Annotated in this window: 15 protein-coding genes; 6 read left to right on the top strand and 9 right to left on the bottom strand. The window is 47.2% G+C overall.

Annotated elements, in window-relative coordinates; all coding sequences use genetic code 11:
* Positions 1 to 762 precede the first annotated feature (762 nt).
* The 9 genes from mutT to nadC all read right to left on the bottom strand — a co-directional run bounded on the left by mutT (position 763) and on the right by nadC (position 9,262).
* The gene (gene mutT / locus NY07_RS18365; protein WP_033540808.1) at positions 763 to 1,152 is read right to left on the bottom strand and encodes an 8-oxo-dGTP diphosphatase MutT; all 390 of its coding nucleotides are present in this window, start codon (positions 1,150 to 1,152) and stop codon (positions 763 to 765) included.
* A complete protein-coding gene (gene yacG, locus NY07_RS18360; RefSeq protein ID WP_033540807.1) occupies positions 1,153 to 1,365 on the bottom strand; it encodes a DNA gyrase inhibitor YacG in 213 nt (70 codons plus the stop codon). It lies immediately after the preceding gene.
* Between the two features lie 48 nt (positions 1,366 to 1,413).
* Positions 1,414 to 2,148 (bottom strand): cell division protein ZapD, encoded by a 735-nt coding sequence (gene zapD, locus NY07_RS18355; protein ID WP_033540806.1) that lies wholly within the window; start codon positions 2,146 to 2,148, stop codon positions 1,414 to 1,416.
* Positions 2,149 to 2,156: 8 nt separating this feature from the next.
* The gene (gene coaE / locus NY07_RS18350; protein ID WP_033540805.1) at positions 2,157 to 2,762 is read right to left on the bottom strand and encodes a dephospho-CoA kinase; all 606 of its coding nucleotides are present in this window, start codon (positions 2,760 to 2,762) and stop codon (positions 2,157 to 2,159) included.
* Positions 2,763 to 2,786: 24 nt separating this feature from the next.
* On the bottom strand, positions 2,787 to 3,698 hold the full coding sequence (locus NY07_RS18345; protein ID WP_033540804.1) for a prepilin peptidase: 912 nt from the start codon (positions 3,696 to 3,698) through the stop codon (positions 2,787 to 2,789).
* A gap of 48 nt (positions 3,699 to 3,746) precedes the next feature.
* A complete protein-coding gene (locus NY07_RS18340; protein WP_033540803.1) occupies positions 3,747 to 5,012 on the bottom strand; it encodes a type II secretion system F family protein in 1,266 nt (421 codons plus the stop codon).
* A 105-nt stretch (positions 5,013 to 5,117) separates the two neighbouring features.
* Positions 5,118 to 6,827 carry a type IV-A pilus assembly ATPase PilB gene (gene pilB, locus NY07_RS18335; RefSeq protein WP_033540802.1) on the bottom strand — a complete coding sequence of 570 codons (1,710 nt, stop codon included), beginning with the start codon at positions 6,825 to 6,827 and terminating at the stop codon, positions 5,118 to 5,120.
* Positions 6,828 to 6,936: 109 nt separating this feature from the next.
* Positions 6,937 to 7,371 (bottom strand): prepilin-type N-terminal cleavage/methylation domain-containing protein, encoded by a 435-nt coding sequence (locus NY07_RS19855; RefSeq protein WP_309147283.1) that lies wholly within the window; start codon positions 7,369 to 7,371, stop codon positions 6,937 to 6,939.
* Between the two features lie 1,009 nt (positions 7,372 to 8,380).
* Complete coding sequence (nadC, locus tag NY07_RS18325; RefSeq protein ID WP_033540801.1) at positions 8,381 to 9,262, bottom strand: carboxylating nicotinate-nucleotide diphosphorylase; 882 nt, start codon at positions 9,260 to 9,262, stop codon at positions 8,381 to 8,383.
* A 278-nt stretch (positions 9,263 to 9,540) separates the two neighbouring features.
* On the opposite strand from nadC, the gene ampD reads away from it, so the two are divergent.
* The 6 genes from ampD to lpdA all read left to right on the top strand — a co-directional run bounded on the left by ampD (position 9,541) and on the right by lpdA (position 18,263).
* Positions 9,541 to 10,092 (top strand): 1,6-anhydro-N-acetylmuramyl-L-alanine amidase AmpD, encoded by a 552-nt coding sequence (gene ampD / locus NY07_RS18320; RefSeq protein WP_033540800.1) that lies wholly within the window; start codon positions 9,541 to 9,543, stop codon positions 10,090 to 10,092.
* Between the two features lie 31 nt (positions 10,093 to 10,123).
* Positions 10,124 to 10,975, top strand: a complete 852-nt coding sequence (ampE, locus tag NY07_RS18315) for a beta-lactamase regulator AmpE (RefSeq protein ID WP_033540799.1) — start codon at positions 10,124 to 10,126, stop codon at positions 10,973 to 10,975.
* Between the two features lie 250 nt (positions 10,976 to 11,225).
* The gene (gene pdhR, locus NY07_RS18310) at positions 11,226 to 11,978 is read left to right on the top strand and encodes a pyruvate dehydrogenase complex transcriptional repressor PdhR (protein WP_033540798.1); all 753 of its coding nucleotides are present in this window, start codon (positions 11,226 to 11,228) and stop codon (positions 11,976 to 11,978) included.
* A 70-nt stretch (positions 11,979 to 12,048) separates the two neighbouring features.
* A complete protein-coding gene (gene aceE, locus NY07_RS18305; RefSeq protein WP_033540797.1) occupies positions 12,049 to 14,715 on the top strand; it encodes a pyruvate dehydrogenase (acetyl-transferring), homodimeric type in 2,667 nt (888 codons plus the stop codon).
* A gap of 11 nt (positions 14,716 to 14,726) precedes the next feature.
* Entirely contained in the window at positions 14,727 to 16,682 is a 1,956-nt protein-coding gene (gene aceF, locus NY07_RS18300) for a pyruvate dehydrogenase complex dihydrolipoyllysine-residue acetyltransferase (RefSeq protein WP_033540796.1), read from the top strand.
* A gap of 153 nt (positions 16,683 to 16,835) precedes the next feature.
* Complete coding sequence (gene lpdA / locus NY07_RS18295; RefSeq protein WP_033540795.1) at positions 16,836 to 18,263, top strand: dihydrolipoyl dehydrogenase; 1,428 nt, start codon at positions 16,836 to 16,838, stop codon at positions 18,261 to 18,263.
* Positions 18,264 to 18,326: the final 63 nt, after the last annotated feature.

Raw genomic sequence — 18,326 nt, 5'->3', positions numbered from 1 at the left:
TGAGAGTAGGTCATTTCCAGACGCCTAATAAAGCAAAAAGCCCTAGCCTAAATCGCTAGGGCTTTTTGCTTTCTACGCTCTGCGAAAGCATCTACTTCACCTGCAGTCCAAAGCTGCTTACGCAGTGTGGCCCCCTCAGCTCGCAGCTTAGCTGCTTCGCGCTACAGCCATCCATCAAGCTTCGCTTGATAAGCGGATGCCTTTCGCCCCCATGTGAGCGTATGTTTGTACAAATATCTAAATGTGGCTGAAGCTGGCCATGACAGGCGCCTATTTTTGCCGTCCTTCAACCGCTGAGCTTGGTCATAAACTGCATCCTGTGTTGATGACAATTTTCACATCCATGTGCCTTCCCCCCAGCTCGCAGCCTAGCTGCTTCGCTATGATATGAGGGGCGAGTAAGCACCTCGTATTTGGTTTGAAGCTGGCGATGACAGGCGACTTTCTTTTATGTTTAGTTGACTCCCTCATCCTGCCCAAGGCCTTAGATGCATAGGATCCATATATGGCTTCGTAGCCCCCAATAGAGATCTTAGTAAATGCTTTTTTTGATTAGTTTGAAGCCTGTGCTGCTTGGCGAATGGGCTTTTAGGTCGCAGCAGTAGTAAAAAGACAGAGAAACTCATGGTCTGACTTTTCTTATAAATAGCAGGGTAATTACTTACTGGGCAGCGGATTGTTAATTGATATTCAATTATGTGTGGATAGGACATTAGTCATTAAAAAAGCCCGATATTAGGATTCGGGCTGTGAGGTGAATGACTATAAAGAGAGGAGTTTTTCTACTATGGGTTGGTTCGCCGCTGGAAAATCATAATCTTTGAGATCTTCAATAGTGGCCCATTGAATAAGTTGACCTTCTATGCCCTTAGCTTGTCCTGAGAAGGATTTTACTGTGTGTATGTCTAGATACACCTGTTTGTCAGGGTAGTCGTATGAGATGGCCATTAGCGGGCTTGTCGATGCCACTTCTAACGCCACTTCTTCCCTCAACTCTCTTATCAAGGCTTCAGAGGTCGTTTCACCCTGTTCGACCTTACCGCCTGGGAATTCCCATTTGCCGCCTTGGTGAAGGTGTTGAGGGCGTTTAGCGAGTAATATTTTATTATCAGTGTCGAATATGATGCCGACAGCAACATGGACTCTTTTCATCTATTGATCCTTAAAAAAATCAGATTCTTCATAGCCAAGAGAATCTAGGGTTTCTGGATCAAATTCAGGTTTCACTGGAATAGCGTGTTTTTCAGAGGCCCAATCGCCAAGATCGATGAGTTTGCATCTTTCGCTGCAAAAGGGCTTGAATTTGGATTCTTTTGACCAAACTACCTCTTTTTGACAGGTCGGGCACTTAACTGTGGTTGGCATAATTACTTCCATAGGCCGATGAATGACAGTCGGGCTATGGTAATCACTTTAGGTGCAGGTTGCCAACATAAAGTCGATTGATTTATCTGAGTGCTTTTGTTGGTCAAACAATACAAAGTGGATGGCGTATCGATTACGGTTGCCGCTAATTGTGGGGTAGCATCCCTGTTCTGGATCTATCTTAACTCGAATCAGAGATAGTGCTTGATTGCTAGAGCCTTGATAGAAGCCAGCGGTAGCCGTTGCTGGATTATAGATGGTTGTATTACGGGTTAATTCAAGTAACAACTTAATCGGGTTGAGTAAGCAATCGAAGTGGCTTGTCCATGCCTTATACTCTTGCTGGCGTACTTCCCAAGGTTTAGCCAACCAGTAGTGTAACTGCGGTAGGTCAAAGTTACAGCATGCGCCTGGCATGCCAAAGCGCTGCCTTAATGCTGATAAAAACCTATCTTGCTTTAGCTTTTGTCCTGGGCGCTCACAGCCGATCAGCTGAGCTCTAGCTTGTTGCATTTGATGAATGTAATGCTCTACTTGCTGCTCATCAATATGAGGCAAGTGCTGCCACTTTTTTAGATTAAGCAGCTGCTTGTCGATATCCTTAATGATCTCGCTGCGATAATCACAACGTTCAGTAAGTTCGCAGAGTGAAAATAGAGGATAGAAACAGCGATGTTGATGGTCTTGATCTAAATTACTTTGTACCTGGCTCGCGAGATATTCGAGCCTAAGATAGCTACGTGTCTTCTCGTTTAATGGCTGTTCGTAGATCAATTCATTCATGACGATAATTAAGTTTGTGCGGCTAATTTTATGTATTTATTATGTAATGCAGAAACCTTACTTCTTAATGCTGATATCGAACCATGATTGTCGATAACATCGTCAGCTTTGGATAACTTCTCATCTCTGCTTGCCTGGCTAGCTATTATATTTTGTACTTGCTCTGCATTGACAGCGTCTCTTAGCGTCGTTCGCTGAATCTGTAACTCTGGCGAAATATCAACCACTAAAGTGCAATTCACTAACCTATCTAAACCATTCTCAAATAGCAAGGGCACAACCAAAATTGCATAGTCTGAGGTTGAATTTTGCAATTGTGTTAACATTTCTGATCGGATTATGGGGTGTAATAGGTTGTTAAGCCATTCTCGCTCGGTGGGGTTGTTAAATATCCTATCTCTTAGGGCGGTTCGATTTAGCTCGCCATTTTCAAGTAAAATGTCGCCGCCGAAATGCTGTGCAATTTCGGCTAAGCCTTTGGTGCCTTTTGCTACCACTTCTCGACTCACGACATCGGCGTCGACAAGATCGATACCTAATTCTGCAAACAGGTTTGCCACTGTGGTCTTGCCACTTCCTATACCGCCAGTGAGGCCGACAACAAAATTAGCCATGATAATCTCTGAGTTTGTTGATGTTTAAAGGGTGGATAGGTACCAGTTAGTGATTCTCTCTCCCCAGACCATGGCTATCCAACCAGCTAACGCAATATAGGGCCCAAATGGAATGGGGTTACCTGAGTTGATCTTCTTGTTGACGATAAGAAGTAATCCAACGAGTGTGCCTACAACAGATGAGAGTAGGATGATCAGGGGAAGTAACTGCCAGCCAAACCAAGCGCCGAACACGGCCAGTAGTTTAAAGTCGCCATAGCCCATACCTTCTTTACCTGTTAGCAGCTTGAAGCCCCAGAAGACACTCCATAGGCTCATATAACCCGCCGCAGCGCCAATTACTGCATCGCTTAGCGAGACAAAGGTGCTATCAAGGTTAATGAGAAGGCCAAGCCATAAGAGTGGCAGGGTGATCTGATCGGGTAGCAACATCTCATCGAGATCTATGCCTGTTAAGGCTATTAGGCCAAAGGTAAGTATAGTCGCGAAGACAAATTGCCAGCTTGGACCAAAGTAATAGGCGAGATAGGCAACAGCCAGCCCCGTAATAGCCTCAATAATAGGGTATCTGGCAGATATGTTAGTTTTGCAGTTAGCACATTTCCCGCCGAGCATTAACCAACCAAAAATGGGCAAATTGTGCCAAGGCTTAATATTGGTTTTGCATTTAGTACAGGCAGAGCCAGGGACGATGAGGTTATATTTTTCAGGGTAATCATCAATTGGCTGAGCTAATTTGTCTTCAACCCCCTTGATAGTGGATTTATGGTATTCCTCAAGGTACTGATTGCACTCTTGCTGCCATTCCCTTTTCATCATTACCGGAAGGCGGTGAATCACCACATTTAAAAAGCTGCCAATAGTCGCAGCGAAAACGAAAGAGATTGCGGCAAACAGTAAAGGATACTGAGCCATTAATTGGATAAAATCAGTCATTGAAGATGCTTATTTTTGTTATTAAAAAGTAGGTGACTCGTTCTAGACTTAACCCACAACATTACCTAGCTGGAAGATAGGCAGATACATGCCGACGATAAGTCCACCGACGAGCGTGCCAATCACCACCATCATCATTGGTTCGATAAGGCTAGATAAGCCATCGACGGCATCATCGACTTGCATCTCATAGATGTTTGCGACTTTATTCAGCATCTCATCGAGGCCACCTGATTCTTCGCCAATCATTACCATTTGAATGAGCATGTCTGGGAACAGGCCTGTGGTGCGCATTGCAACGTTCATCTGCATTCCTGACATCACCTCTGTACGTACTTTGGTGAGCGCACTGCGATAAACATAGTTGCCAGATGCGCCAGCGGCGGATTCTAAACCATCGATGAGCGGTACACCTGCTGCGAAGGTGGTTGCTAGAGTACGAGCAAATCGAGCCATGGCTGCTTTATGTAGAATGTCTCCTATTACTGGAATTTTTAGGACTATTTCGTCGATTCTATTTCGGAAGCTTTGTGATTTAAGGTGAGCACGTTTAAATGACCAAATACCTAAAATAATTGCAATGACAAAGATGTACCAAGATGACTGTAGCCATCTTGAAATTCCAATAATCATCTGGGTAAATGCGGGAAGCTCAGCGCCAAAACCTGCAAAAATTTCTTCAAATTGTGGCACAACAAAGAGTAATAGAAGAGACGTTACCAAAACAGCTACTACAACCACGGCCGCGGGATAGAACATGGCCTTTTTAATTTTTGATTTGAGCGCCTCTGCCTTTTCGCGGTAAGTTGCGATGCGATCGAATACCGCATCGAGGGAACCTGAGTGCTCACCTGCGGCGACTAAGTCGACATAAAGATCATCGAAATATTGCCTATGAGGTTTTAAAGCATCTGAAAGAGGAATACCTGCTTGGACATCATTTACTATGGCACCAAGTAATTCTCTCATTCTGGGCTTTTCATGGCCGCGGCCTAACATCTCTAAGGTGGTTACGATAGGTACGCCCGCCGCCAGCATGGTGGCTATCTGGCGGGTGATCATGGCGATATCCATCGCCTTGATTTTGGGATCTCGCTTGAAAAGTGGTTCAGGCTTTTTCTTTACGGCTTTGGGGTTTACTCCTTGAGATTTTAAAATTGCCTTAATTTCTGCCGATGAGGAGCCGCGCAGTTCACCACTGGTTTTTTTACCGTCGCGGTTGGTGCCTTTCCACTGAAAGGTGACAACTTTGGGTTGTGCCTTGGCAGCTTTTTGCTTTTTATTGGTTGTTTTTGCGAGTGATGCGCTAGCCATGGAAAATCCTTTCTAGAGAAAAGTATTGAATTTAAGCCTTTAAATTGTAAGTATCAGCAAAGGGCTTCTAGCCTAACGTTTACGACTTACCGCTTACGACTTCTTTTAAAAACTAGTGACTCGGTTTATTTCGGCGATACTGGTTACGCCCGCAATGACCTTGCGTAGGCCCGAGTCCCGAAGATCGCGCATGCCTTGTTCTTTGGCCTGATTAGCGATTTGCAGCGAGTTGCCTCCTTCCATAATAGTACGGGCAATCTCATCTGACATCTTCATCACCTCATAAATACCCACTCGGCCTTTGTAACCGCCGGAGCAGAGGTCACAGCCAACGGGCTTATAGACGGTAAAGCCTTCATCAATTTGCGTTTGGGTAAAACCTAATCTGAGTAGTTCATGCTCGGGCACTTCTTCGGGTTGACGACATTCGGTGCAGAGTCTTCGGGCGAGACGCTGGGCGATAATCAGGTTAACCGAGCTGGCGATGTTGTAACCAGGCACGCCCATGTTAATCAGGCGGGTTAGGGTTTCGGCAGCTGAGTTAGTGTGAAGAGTTGACAGTACTAGGTGACCGGTTTGCGCAGCCTTAATGGCGATTTCTGCGGTTTCCAGGTCTCGAATCTCACCCACCATGACGACATCTGGATCTTGGCGGAGGAATGAACGTAGGGCTGACGCAAAAGTAAGGCCTGCTTTCAAGTTAATATGAACTTGATTGACGCCTTCTAGGTTAATTTCAACTGGGTCTTCTGCGGTAGAAATATTGCGCTCTTCGGTATTAAGAATATTAAGGCCTGTATAGAGGGACACTGTTTTACCTGAGCCCGTAGGGCCAGTGACCAAGATCATGCCCTGAGGCTTTGCCAGCATCTCTTCATAGAGTTTGCGCTGGTCATCTTCATAGCCGAGTTTTTCGATACCGAGCTGAGCCGATGAGGAGTCCAAGATACGCATTACGATCTTTTCGCCCCAAATTGTCGGCAAGGTGCTCACACGAAAATCGATAGATTTAGTGCGCGACAGCTTCATCTTGATGCGGCCATCTTGGGGGACGCGACGCTCGGCGATATCTAGCTTTGACATCACCTTAAGGCGAGCTGAGATACGGCCAGCCAAGTTCACCGGAGGTTCAGAGACTTCATGTAAGATGCCATCGATACGAAAACGAATACGGTAGCGCTTTTCGTAGGGCTCGAAGTGTAAGTCTGATGCGCCTTTACGTATGGCATCGGTGAGAATTTTATTGATATAGATAACAATGGGGGCGTCATCACTGGCATCGCCTTGCTGCTCTTCCTGGCGTTTGTCAGTGTCGGTGATCTCTATGCCGGAAAGTGAGTCTTCATCTATACCTTCGAGATCGAGTGCCGAGATATCTTCTTCGAGTACCTTCTCAAGCGCTAAGGTTAGCTTGTCATCTTCAACCAGTATGGCTTCGGCGTGCAGGCCCGCACTAAATTGAAAGTCTTCTAAGGCGGCGATATTGGTGGGGTCTGAGGTGCCAATATAGAGACGGTTGCCGCGTTTAAATAATGGTAAGCATTTGTGCTTTTCGATCAGCTTCTTGTTGAGAAAATCTTCTGGAATGCTACTGATATCGAACTCATTGAGATCCAGCAGAGGGGTACCGTATTCTTCGTAGCAGAGTTCAGCTATTTCTCTTGCGGAGAGCAGTTTTTCGGAAACGATAGTAGATACTAGGGAGATTTTCGATTGACGCGACTTAGTTATAGCTGATGCGATCTGCTCTTCGCTAAGAAGTTGTTTGCGAATAAAGAGCGTTGATAATCCAAGGTGGAGACCTGTTGTTGGCATATTTTTCGAGCCCAATGGAAGTCAGCTATAAATTAAGAAAACTGAAATCGCATTTATAGGAATTGAGGTGGCTGTATTACAACCACCTCAAATAGAGAACGTAAATATGTTACTTACAATAGCCAGCCGCAAGACATGTTCCAGTATGAGCCCAATTTAATTGCTTGGTAGTGGCATCTTCGCTAGCAGTCCAAACGTTTGTATAACCACCAGCTGTTGGCTCAGCCTCTAAGGTGATTAGACCATTTACTACAGTAAATGTTTTTACGTGGGCAGGAAGCGTTGCTGGAATGCTCGGCACACCATTTGAGCCAGCAGAACAACCAGTCAAAGTGCCAATATCGTGATAGCAAACAGTTACCGCTGTTTTCATTCCATCAGCAGAAGTGTTTAATTGAGAAAAACGAGATTTCTTTGTGTAATCTTGATAAGCAGGCAGTGCAATTGCGGCGAGAATACCGATGATTGCAACAACGATCATTAATTCAATTAGGGTGAAACCCTTAGCATTGCTCATGTTACGAGACATTTTGATACCTTTCATTTTTTCTTTCTCCGTTTGACAGAACTCTGACTCGACTCATCTCTTACTGATGTAGATACAATGACAGCCCATTCTTTCAGCATCGGCTTAATCTAGCACCGACCTTGTAGTTATAGTCATGCTTCTTATGAAACACTACCATTTACTGCTACTTACCGGGTTATATTTACCACGGTTAAGGCCGATGTTTAATATAAGCCTAAAATAAAGGCTGAAGCTGCTCTACTCTGTGCGCTCCTGCGTCAACTAGATGTCGTCCTTGATCAAATCGTTATTGCTATCAACTAGTCTTTATGAATTCCTGAATGAGGTCAGTCGTTAGTACATGACTATTGATCCAACGCCATTCGAGGCTTTCACTCTAAGTTTGATTTATCTACATTCGGCAAACTATACCATTTTGGCGGCTTAACTCATCCAAATCATTTGTTTACAGTTAACTTTGGCGTTTCTCGCGTAGTGTTTTTTAGAAGTTATCGAGACGAACAATTGAGCGTCTGATAACCACAAAAATGTTAACGATATGTTTCGTTAAACCTACCACTAACTAGAGAGCTACTTTAGTTAACGATAATTAATGCTTTCGACTTACTAAGTCGGTCTACCTTCATGGTAAGCTGGCCGAAAGGGCCATCTCGCCTATAGCCAAAGTTAGTACAAAGTTAACAAAAAGGGAACCGTAAATCGCATCAAAGTCTTAATTTAAAGGTGAATTTGTCTAATAAAATTTTTTTTTGTAAAAAAAGTTATAGCGTATTTATGACTTTGATTGAAAAATTGGCGCTTGAAGCCCGAGTGTCAATTTTATAGCGGCCAAACGACCTATCTAAACTGGTTAAATTACATACCAGTGTCTACTAGTGAGTCTTGTTAGCTAGTGTTGTTAAAAAAGTGTTGGCAAGTGGCCCGATGTTCTTAGCCGCTTTTAGGTGCTCGCCTAACCTCTTACCATACTTGTTCTTAAGCAGTTCGCCATACATTCATCTTGAGAGACGTTTTCACCTGAGTGTTAATCTTTTAATCTCAAAGACAAATCTAGCGCTTTGACGTGTTTGGTTAGGGCGCCAACTGAGATGTAGTCGATTCCAGTCTTGGCAAAGTCAGAGATGGTATCTAAAGTCACGTTTCCTGAAACTTCGAGCTTAACGCGTTGGTTTTCGCTATAGCTATTGTTGAGCTCTACAGCCTCAATCATCATGGTGACGTCAAAATTATCGAGCATGACGATATCTGCACCGGCATCGAGAGCCTGCTTGAGTTCATCAATCGTTTCAACTTCGACTTCAACTAACTTATCACAGGCCAATTGACGGGCAGCGCTAACCGCTGAGGCGATGGAGCCGCTGGCCATGATGTGGTTTTCCTTAATAAGGAAGGCATCGAACAGGCCTATGCGATGATTCTTACCGCCGCCACAGGTAACGGCGTACTTTTGTGCGGTGCGCAGACCGGGGATCGTTTTGCGGGTATCTAACAGTTTGCAGTGAGTGCCGGCCAGTCTATCGACATAGAGCTTAGTTAAGGTGGCAACACCAGAAAGCGTTTGGATAAAGTTCATCGCGCTACGCTCGCCGGTCAAAATGGCGCGAGCTGAGCCTGACATTTCGCACAATACTTGGTTCGGTAAGACGAGATCGCCATCGTCCACATGCCAGTGTAGGGCAACTTCACCACCTAACTGATTAAAGACCTGCTCGGCCCAGGCTTTGCCACAAAATACCCCTTCCTCTCGAGTGATTAGGGTGGCCGTTGCATACTTATCGTTAGGAATAAGCTGCGCTGTGATATCCAGGCTTAATTTTTCGTCGGCGGTAAGATTGCTATCGGCCTGAAAACCTAAATCTTCTTCAAGTGCGATTTTGACTGCCAGTCTAATGTCATTTTCCAGCATCTTTCTATCCTCATGACTGTGTGCGGCGCTCCGTGAGTCGCTCTTTAAATGACCAATAGGGTTATCGGTCGTGCTCTAATGGCCGCAAACACTTAACTATATGCTGTTAATAGTAACAAATCCCTAATTGAAAAAGCAGGGATATTTCTCTCCTAATGTCAGCTGACCATGTGTCGATTTGTATTTTGCTGTGGGGAGCTACTGGCGGCCTTGAGCCAAAGTGAGTTAAAGTGCTAAAGGCTTGATATTATTTGGAGGTAGATTAGCTTGTGGCTGTAATGACGTTAGATAATGGCTGGGTTGAGCAATGCCGAAAATGTATCTCGCCCCATTTTAACGAGCGCCCCTGCGGTGAGGTCAGCTTACTGGTGATCCACAATATCAGTTTGCCAGCCGGCCAGTTTGGCTTGCCCTATATCGATCAGCTGTTTCAAGGCTGTTTAGATAGCCAGGCGGATGAGAGCTTTTGTGATCTTCAAGGGCTGGAGGTGTCGGCGCACTTTTTGATTCGCCGTGATGGGGAATTAGTGCAGTATGTCAGCTGTAATGATCGTGCCTGGCATGCAGGGCTATCTCAGTTCGCGGGTCGAAGCGGTTGTAATGACTTTGCGATCGGGGTGGAACTTGAGGGAACCGACAGCATTGCCTATACCGATGCGCAGTATGAGCGGCTTAGACAATTAACCTTGGTCTTGTTTGAGGCATATCCTATGCTCAATAAAGATATGATCGTCGGCCATAGTGACATTGCACCCGGTCGCAAAACCGATCCCGGTGAGAGTTTCGATTGGCAGAGATATCGCGCCAGTTTAACGGATGAACAAATATAGCAAGCTAACAAGTTAGGAGAGGGAATTGTAGATGGCACTGTTTTCTTTGTTGATGGCGATCATGATCGAGCGTCTCAAGCTACTCCCCCAAGCGTGGCAGCTGGAAACCTTATTGGCATTATATGCTAAGAGTTTCTTTGGCCGTAAGCAGTTGGCCAATGATCTTATGATGGCTATCGCCCTGATTTTACCCGCCATAGCGGTGCAGGTTTTGGCTTGGTTTGTTGCTGGCATGTTCTGGGGGCTGCTGAGTCTTGCACTCTGGGTAAGCGTTTCTATTTTATGTTTCAGCCACCTTAAGCAGCGGCAGATCTTTAAGCAATATATTCAGGCGGCTTGCCGGGGTGATGCTCAGGCCTGTTACCATTTTGCTGATGAACTCGATCCTTATGTGTCCCTCAATGCCGTATCTGAGAAAGATTTAGGCGAAAAGGTGGGGCAAACCGTAGCCTGGCTCAACTACCGCTTCTATGGCGCCGTGGCCCTCTACCTTATCTTCTTCGGGCCTGCTGGGGCAGTGCTTTATTGCACAGTGCGTTATTTCTCCGATGATGCAAAAAGCCGCGGGGCAGAGTTGCCTTTAGTGGATACGGCCTTGATGTTGTTAGATTGGTTGCCGAGTCGCTTAATCGCGCTGGGCTATGTACTCAGCGGCCATTTTTCGTTGGCATTTGCTCGCTGGCGTCAACAGGCGCTGTGTTGGCGCTGCCCGGCGAGAGAGGTGATCTCAGAAGTTGCTCTGGCTGCAGAGACCATTGAATTTAATTCACCTACGCCAATTTGCGTCCAATCCACCATCTCTTTGCTACAGTTGAGTAAGCGTAACTTTATCTTACTCGTGATAGGTCTCTCTTTACTGACTATCTTTGGGGTCGTGGTATAAGTAAGTCGTGGTATAAGCAAAAGGCTGATGCTCCAACGAGGGCTGCAAACAGCTTTTAGACTGATTGAGATCTTGCCTCACTAAACGTGGGGCAAAGGTCAGACCCCTTATACGTAAAAATAAGCTATTCTCACAAATTGTGAGTTTACATGAAGCGGATCACGAACTAGACATCTGAAATGTGATTTGATAAAGTGCGCTCAGTCAATTAAATTGGTAAGACCAATTTACAATAGGAGCTGAGGGCCATATGGCTTATAGCAAAATTAACCAGCCAAAAATTTCTGATGTGATCATGAATCAGTTGGAGCAGATGATCCTCGAAGGAAGTCTGCAACCAGGTCAGAAGTTACCACCAGAGCGTGAATTGGCACTGCAATTTGAAGTCTCTCGACCATCTCTTCGTGAAGCAATTCAAAAGTTAGAAGCAAAAGGCCTGCTGCTGCGTCGTCAGGGCGGTGGCACCTATGTCAAAGAGCAACTTTGGCAGAGTCTTGCTGATCCTATTGTGGAGCTGATGCACAGCGATTCTGAGAGTCAATACGACTTACTCGAGTTTCGTCACGCCACTGAAGGCATGATGGCCTATTTTGCGGCGCTTCGGGGAACCGACGCGGACATGCAAAACATCAAACAAAAAATCCAAGCAGTTGAAGCCGCCTCTGACATAGAGACTAAGGCCGAGGCGATTGTGTGCTTTTATCGCGCCATTGCCGAAGCGTCTCATAACGTGGCCATGCTGCATTTGGTATTAAGTTTAACTCCCGTGCTGCATAAAAATGTGGCGCAAAACTTAGAGTTGCTAAGGCGTAGAACCGATGCCTCTAAGATGGCGAACGAACATAGGCAAGATCTGCTTGCCGCCATTGTACGCCGTGACCCTGAAGCAGCAAGAGAAGCCTCAAACGAGCACTTAAGCTACATTGAGGAAGTGATGTTGTCTGTGAGGGAAGAAGATAGCCGGTTGCAGCGTAGTCTGCGCCGTTTGAAGAGTGGCGCATAGACCAATGGTCTAGTCGCCACTTTTTACTATTCAACTCATACAATTAATGTATATAGGGAAGGACTGCGAAATGTCTGAACATATGCTACAAGATTTAGATCCGTTAGAGACTCAAGAGTGGGTCGATTCATTACAAGCCGTGTTAGAGCAAGAAGGCCCAGAGCGTGCTCACTATCTCTTAGAGAAACTTATCGACAAGGCTCGTCGTAACGGTACTCATCTGCCTTATAAAGCAACGACTGCGTATTTGAACACTATTCCAGCGGGCCAAGAGCCACATATGCCTGGTAACCAAGAGATGGAGCGTCGTATTCGCGCTATCATTCGTTGGAATGCCCTCGCTATGGTGCTTCGTGGATCGAAGAAAGATCTTGAGCTGGGTGGTCACATTTCGAGTTTTGCCTCTAGTGCGACAATTTATGACGTTTGTTTCAACCACTTCTTCCGTGCACCAAACGAGAAAGATGGCGGTGACTTAGTCTATTTCCAGGGTCATATCGCCCCAGGTATCTATGCGCGTTCTTTCCTTGAGGGCCGTTTAACCGAAGATCAAATGGCTAACTTCCGCCAGGAAGTAGACGGTAAGGGTCTATCTTCATACCCACATCCTAAGTTGATGCCTGATTACTGGCAGTTCCCAACGGTATCTATGGGTCTGGGTCCGATTCAAGCTATCTATCAGGCACGTTTCCTTAAGTACCTGACTGACCGTGGTCTGAAAGATTGTTCTGAGCAAACCGTTTACTGTTTCCTTGGCGATGGTGAGTGTGATGAGCCTGAGGCACTAGGTGCTATCGGCCTGGCGGCACGCGAAGAGTTGGATAACCTTGTGTTTGTGATCAACTGTAACCTACAGCGTCTCGATGGTCCTGTACGTGGTAACGGCAAGATCATTCAAGAGCTTGAAGGTGAATTCCGCGGCGCTGGTTGGGAAGTGGTTAAAGTTATCTGGGGTCGTTACTGGGATCCACTATTGGCTCGTGACACCAGCGGTAAGCTACTGCAGCTGATGGAAGAAACCGTTGATGGTGAATACCAAAACTGTAAAGCCAAAGGTGGTGCTTATACCCGTGAACACTTCTTCGGTAAGTACCCAGAGACGGCTGAAATGGTTGCCAACATGTCAGATGATGATATCTGGCGTCTAAACCGTGGTGGTCATGATCCGGTTAAGATCTATGCCGCGCTACAACACGCGAAAAACACTAAGGGTCGTCCAACCGTTATCCTAGCGAAAACCGTTAAAGGTTATGGTTTGGGAGATGCCGGTGAAGGTAAGAACATTGCGCATAACGTCAAGAAGATGGATATCAGCGCCGTACGTTACTTCCGCGATCGCTTTAACATCCCAATTCCGGATGACAAGCTAGAAGAGATCCCATTCTATCACCCAGGTCCAGACTCGGAAGAGGTGAAGTATCTTCTGGAGCGTCGCGCTGAGCTGCATGGTTCTATGCCTGCTCGCCGCGAGAAGTTCTCTGAAGATCTGGAAGTGCCATCACTGAAGATTTTCGACTCGATCCTCAAGGGATCTAATGGTCGTGAGATCTCTAGCACCATGGCGTTTGTGCGTATTCTGACTGCACTACTGAAAGATAAGAAGATAGGTAAGAACATTGTCCCTATCATTCCTGATGAAGCGCGTACCTTCGGTATGGAAGGTCTGTTCCGTCAGGTGGGTATCTATGCCCATGAAGGGCAAAAGTACGTGCCACAAGATTCGGATCAGGTGGCTTACTACCGTGAAGATAAGTCAGGTCAGGTACTGCAAGAAGGTATCAACGAGCTTGGCGCAATGTCTTCATGGGTGTCTGCGGCGACCAGTTACTCGGTTAACGATACACCAATGATCCCATTCTACATCTATTACTCTATGTTTGGTTTCCAACGTATTGGCGACATGGCATGGGCGGCAGGTGACATGCGAGCCCGTGGCTTTATGGTCGGTGGTACGTCAGGTCGTACAACCCTGAACGGTGAAGGTCTGCAGCATCAGGACGGTCACAGCCATGTTTTGGCGAACACGATTCCAAACTGTATCTCTTATGACCCAACTTATGGTTATGAGATTGCGGTTATCGTTCAAGATGGTATCCGTCGCATGTACGGCGAAAACCAAGAAGATATCTTCTACTACCTGACCACAATGAACGAAAACTATGTTCAACCTGAGATGCCAGAAGGCGCTGAGGAAGGCATTGTTAAAGGTATCTACAAGCTTGAGTCTGTGTCAGGCAGCGGCAAAGGTAAGGTACAGCTGATGGGCTGTGGCACCATTCTTGAGCAAGTTCGCAAGGCGGCGCAGGCATTGGCGAAAGACTTCGGTATCTCATCTGATGTATTTAGCGTGACCAGCTTCAACGAGCTGACTCGTGATGGTCAGGCGGCAGAGCGTTACAACATGCTGCACCCAACTGAGACGCCTAAGCAGGCTTATATCAGCCAAGTGCTTTCTAGCGATTCACCAGCCGTTGTTGCCACCGACTATATGAAGATATATGGCGAGCAGCTACGTGCTTATGTTCCTACCGACTACAAGGTGTTGGGTACTGATGGTTTCGGCCGCAGTGACAGTCGCGAAAATCTGCGTCACCACTTCGAAGTGGATGCTAAGTTCATCGTGATCGCCGCGCTTAAGTCGCTGGTTGACCGCAATGAACTGCCTGTCGAAGTGCTTGCCAAGGCGATTGCCGAATACGGCATCGATGCAGACAAGATTAACCCACAGTTCGCGTAAGGGGATAAAGAATGGCTGAATTAAAAGAAGTTTTAGTCCCCGATATCGGTGGGGATGAGGTACAGGTTATTGAGATCTGTGCTGCGGTAGGCGATAACCTCGCTGCCGAAGAATCTATCATTACCGTTGAAAGCGACAAGGCGACCATGGATATTCCTGCGCCTTTCGCCGGTAAACTTGCCGAGCTCAAGGTCGCTGTGGGTGATACGGTTTCTGAAGGAACGCTGATCGCCATGATGGAAGCGGGTGAAGCGCAAGCCGCCGAACCAGCTTCTGCAGCGCCAGCAGAAGCCGCCCCAGTTGCTGCTCCAGCTGCGCCTGTTGAGTCAGCTCCTGCTGCGGCTCCAGCCTCAGCGCAAGTGATTGAAGTCACTGTGCCGGATATCGGTGATGCGTCAGATGTTGACGTGATTGAAGTGTTGGTGGCCGTGGGTGACAGCATTGATGTCGACACAGGGCTTATCACGCTTGAAACCGACAAGGCGACCATGGAAGTCCCTGCGCCAGCCGCGGGTGTGGTCAAAGAGATGAAAGTGGCCGTTGGCGACAAGGTCTCTCAAGGTTCTCTGGTCTTGATGCTTGAAGTCAGCGGCGGTGAAGCTGCTGCACCAGCGGCAAGTGCGCCTGCTCAAGAGGTAGCCAGTGCGCCAGCGGCAACTTCCAGTGTTGAAGTGAAAGAGATTAGTGTACCCGATATCGGCGACGCGTCTGATGTGGATGTTATTGAAGTCTTGGTGGCAGCGGGTGATGTGATTGAGGCTGACCAAGGCCTGATCACCCTGGAAACCGACAAGGCCACCATGGAAGTACCTGCACCGTTCGCCGGTAAACTGGTTTCTGTGACGGTTAAGGTAGGCGATAAGGTTTCTCAAGGTAGCGTTATTGCGACCATTGAGACGCAGTCGAGTGCCCCTGCGGCGGCTCCAGCGCCAGCGGCTGCACCAGCAGCTCCAGCTCCGCAAGCCAGTGCGCCAGCACCTGCGGCGAACAAGCCGCCTGTGCCGCATCACCCGAGTGCCGGCAGCAAGCCTGCAACGGGCGCCGTGCACGCCTCGCCAGCGGTTCGCCGTCTGGCACGTGAATTTGGTGCAGACCTGACTCAGGTTACTGGTACCGGTCCTAAGGGACGTATTCTGAAAGAAGACGTTCAGGCCTTTATCAAGTATGAGCTGTCTCGTCCGAAAGCCTCTGCGGCTACTAGCGTGGGCGCCGGTGAAGGCGGCCTGCAGGTGATTGCAGCGCCTAAGGTTGATTTCGCTAAGTTCGGTGAAGTGGAAGAAGTACCGCTGAGCCGTATTCAGAAGATCTCTGGACCTAACCTGCATCGCAACTGGGTGACTATCCCTCATGTGACCCAGTTTGACGAAGCAGACATCACTGAGATGGAAGCCTTCCGTAAGCAGCAAAACGAGATCGCCGCTAAGCAAAAGACTGGCGTTAAGATCACCCCGCTGGTGTTTATGATGAAGGCGGTTGCTAAGACACTGCAGCAGTTCCCAGTGTTTAACGCCAGCCTGAGTGCCGACGGTGAGTCGCTGATCAAGAAGAAGTACTATCACATCGGTGTGGCGGTTGATACGCCAAACGGTTTGGTGGTGCCTGTGGTTCGTGACGTCGACAAGAAGGGGATTATCGAGCTGTCAGCCGAGCTGATGGAGATCTCAGTTAAGGCCCGTGATGGCAAGCTAAAAGCAGCCGACATGCAAGGTAGTTGCTTCACCATTTCTAGCTTAGGCGGTATTGGTGGAACGGCATTTACGCCTATCGTGAACTATCCTGATGTGGCGATTCTTGGTGTATCTAAGTCTGAGATTAAACCTAAGTGGAATGGTAAAGAGTTTGAGCCTAAGTTAATGTTGCCGCTCTCTTTGTCTTACGACCACCGTGTGATCGATGGCGCCATGGCAGCACGCTTTAGCGTCACGCTGTCAAGTATGCTGTCCGACATACGCACACTTATTTTGTAATGATGAAGGCTACTCAACATGAGTAGCCTTTTGTTTAACTCCTTGAAAGGTTAAAATGCGGCCACCTTACAAGAACTAACGTTCAAAAAGCTGGCGTCATAATGGGTTGGGCCGGAATTCCTCCCAACACAATGAGAAAGAATAGAGGAAAACATGAGTAACGAAATTAAAACTCAGGTAGTGGTTTTAGGTGCAGGCCCTGCAGGTTATTCAGCAGCATTCCGTGCTGCCGACTTAGGTCTGGAGACTGTTATCGTTGAACGTTTCAGCACCCTAGGTGGTGTGTGTCTGAACGTGGGTTGTATCCCATCTAAGGCATTGCTGCACGTATCTAAAGTGATCGAAGAAGCTAAAGCCATTTCAAATCACGGCGTGGTATTTGGCGAGCCACAGATTGACCTGGATAAACTACGTGAGTTTAAGCAGAGTGTTATCAGCCAGCTGACTGGCGGTCTGGGCGGCATGTCTAAGATGCGTAAAGTCAACGTAGTGAATGGTTTCGGTAAGTTCACTGGACCTAACACTATCGAAGTTGCCGGTGAAGATGGTGTGAAAGTGGTTCACTTCGAACAAGCCATTATCGCTGCGGGCTCTCGTCCAATTCAACTGCCTTTCATTCCTCATGAAGATCCACGCATTTGGGACTCAACCGATGCGCTAGAGCTGAAAGAAGTGCCAGGCAAACTGCTGGTTATGGGCGGTGGTATTATCGGTCTAGAGATGGGTACCGTTTATTCGTCACTGGGTAGTGAGATCGACGTGGTTGAAATGTTCGACCAGGTGATCCCTGCCGCTGACAAAGATATCGTTCGCGTCTACACCAAGAAGATCAAGAAGAAGTTCAATCTGATCCTAGAGACCAAAGTGACTGCCGTTGAAGCGAAAGAAGACGGTATCTATGTGTCTATGGAAGGTAAGAAGGCACCGAGTGAGCCAGTACGCTACGATGCGGTATTGGTGGCTATCGGCCGTACACCAAATGGCAAGCTGATTGACGCTGACAAGGCTGGCGTGAACATCGATGAGCGTGGTTTCATCAATGTTGATAAGCAGATGCGCACCAACGTACCACACATCTATGCTATCGGTGACATCGTGGGTCAGCCAATGCTGGCACACAAAGGTGTGCATGAAGGCCACGTTGCCGCTGAGGTGATCGCTGGCATGAAGCACTACTTCGATCCTAAGGTGATCCCATCAATCGCTTATACAGATCCAGAAGTGGCGTGGGTTGGTCTGACTGAGAAAGAAGCTAAAGAGCAAGGTATTGCGTATGAGACTGCAACTTTCCCATGGGCGGCTAGTGGTCGTGCGATTGCTTCAGACTGTTCAGACGGTATGACTAAGCTGATTTTCGATAAGGAAACTCATCGTGTGATCGGTGGTGCTATCGTGGGTGTTAACGGTGGTGAACTCCTAGGTGAAATCGGTCTGGCTATCGAGATGGGTTGCGATGCAGAAGATTTGGCCTTGACCATCCATGCTCACCCAACTCTGCATGAGTCAGTTGGTCTTGCCGCTGAAATCTATGAAGGTTCAATTACCGATTTGCCAAACCCTAAGGCAAAGAAGAAAAAATAATTACTTGTTAAATAAAAAAAGCGCTCATTGAGCGCTTTTTTTTGGTTCATCGCGGATAAGCGG

This window comes from Shewanella sp. ECSMB14101, from assembly GCF_000773485.1.
Taxonomy (GTDB): Bacteria; Pseudomonadota; Gammaproteobacteria; order Enterobacterales; family Shewanellaceae; genus Shewanella; species Shewanella marisflavi.
This window is presented reverse-complemented; position numbering and strand designations above follow the sequence as displayed.

Excerpts from the sequence above, each read along its gene's own strand:
- NY07_RS19855 (WP_309147283.1), bottom strand. The coding sequence starts at position 7,371 with ATGAAAGGTATCAAAATGTCTCGTAACATGAGCAATGCTAAGGGTTTC.
- lpdA (WP_033540795.1), top strand. The coding sequence starts at position 16,836 with ATGAGTAACGAAATTAAAACTCAGGTAGTGGTTTTAGGTGCAGGCCCT.
- ampD (WP_033540800.1), top strand. The coding sequence starts at position 9,541 with ATGACGTTAGATAATGGCTGGGTTGAGCAATGCCGAAAATGTATCTCG.
- aceF (WP_033540796.1), top strand. The coding sequence starts at position 14,727 with ATGGCTGAATTAAAAGAAGTTTTAGTCCCCGATATCGGTGGGGATGAG.
- yacG (WP_033540807.1), bottom strand. The coding sequence starts at position 1,365 with ATGCCAACCACAGTTAAGTGCCCGACCTGTCAAAAAGAGGTAGTTTGG.
- coaE (WP_033540805.1), bottom strand. The coding sequence starts at position 2,762 with ATGGCTAATTTTGTTGTCGGCCTCACTGGCGGTATAGGAAGTGGCAAG.
- mutT (WP_033540808.1), bottom strand. The coding sequence starts at position 1,152 with ATGAAAAGAGTCCATGTTGCTGTCGGCATCATATTCGACACTGATAAT.
- zapD (WP_033540806.1), bottom strand. The coding sequence starts at position 2,148 with ATGAATGAATTGATCTACGAACAGCCATTAAACGAGAAGACACGTAGC.
- nadC (WP_033540801.1), bottom strand. The coding sequence starts at position 9,262 with ATGCTGGAAAATGACATTAGACTGGCAGTCAAAATCGCACTTGAAGAA.
- NY07_RS18345 (WP_033540804.1), bottom strand. The coding sequence starts at position 3,698 with ATGACTGATTTTATCCAATTAATGGCTCAGTATCCTTTACTGTTTGCC.
- ampE (WP_033540799.1), top strand. The coding sequence starts at position 10,124 with ATGGCACTGTTTTCTTTGTTGATGGCGATCATGATCGAGCGTCTCAAG.
- pdhR (WP_033540798.1), top strand. The coding sequence starts at position 11,226 with ATGGCTTATAGCAAAATTAACCAGCCAAAAATTTCTGATGTGATCATG.
- aceE (WP_033540797.1), top strand. The coding sequence starts at position 12,049 with ATGTCTGAACATATGCTACAAGATTTAGATCCGTTAGAGACTCAAGAG.
- NY07_RS18340 (WP_033540803.1), bottom strand. The coding sequence starts at position 5,012 with ATGGCTAGCGCATCACTCGCAAAAACAACCAATAAAAAGCAAAAAGCT.
- pilB (WP_033540802.1), bottom strand. The coding sequence starts at position 6,827 with ATGCCAACAACAGGTCTCCACCTTGGATTATCAACGCTCTTTATTCGC.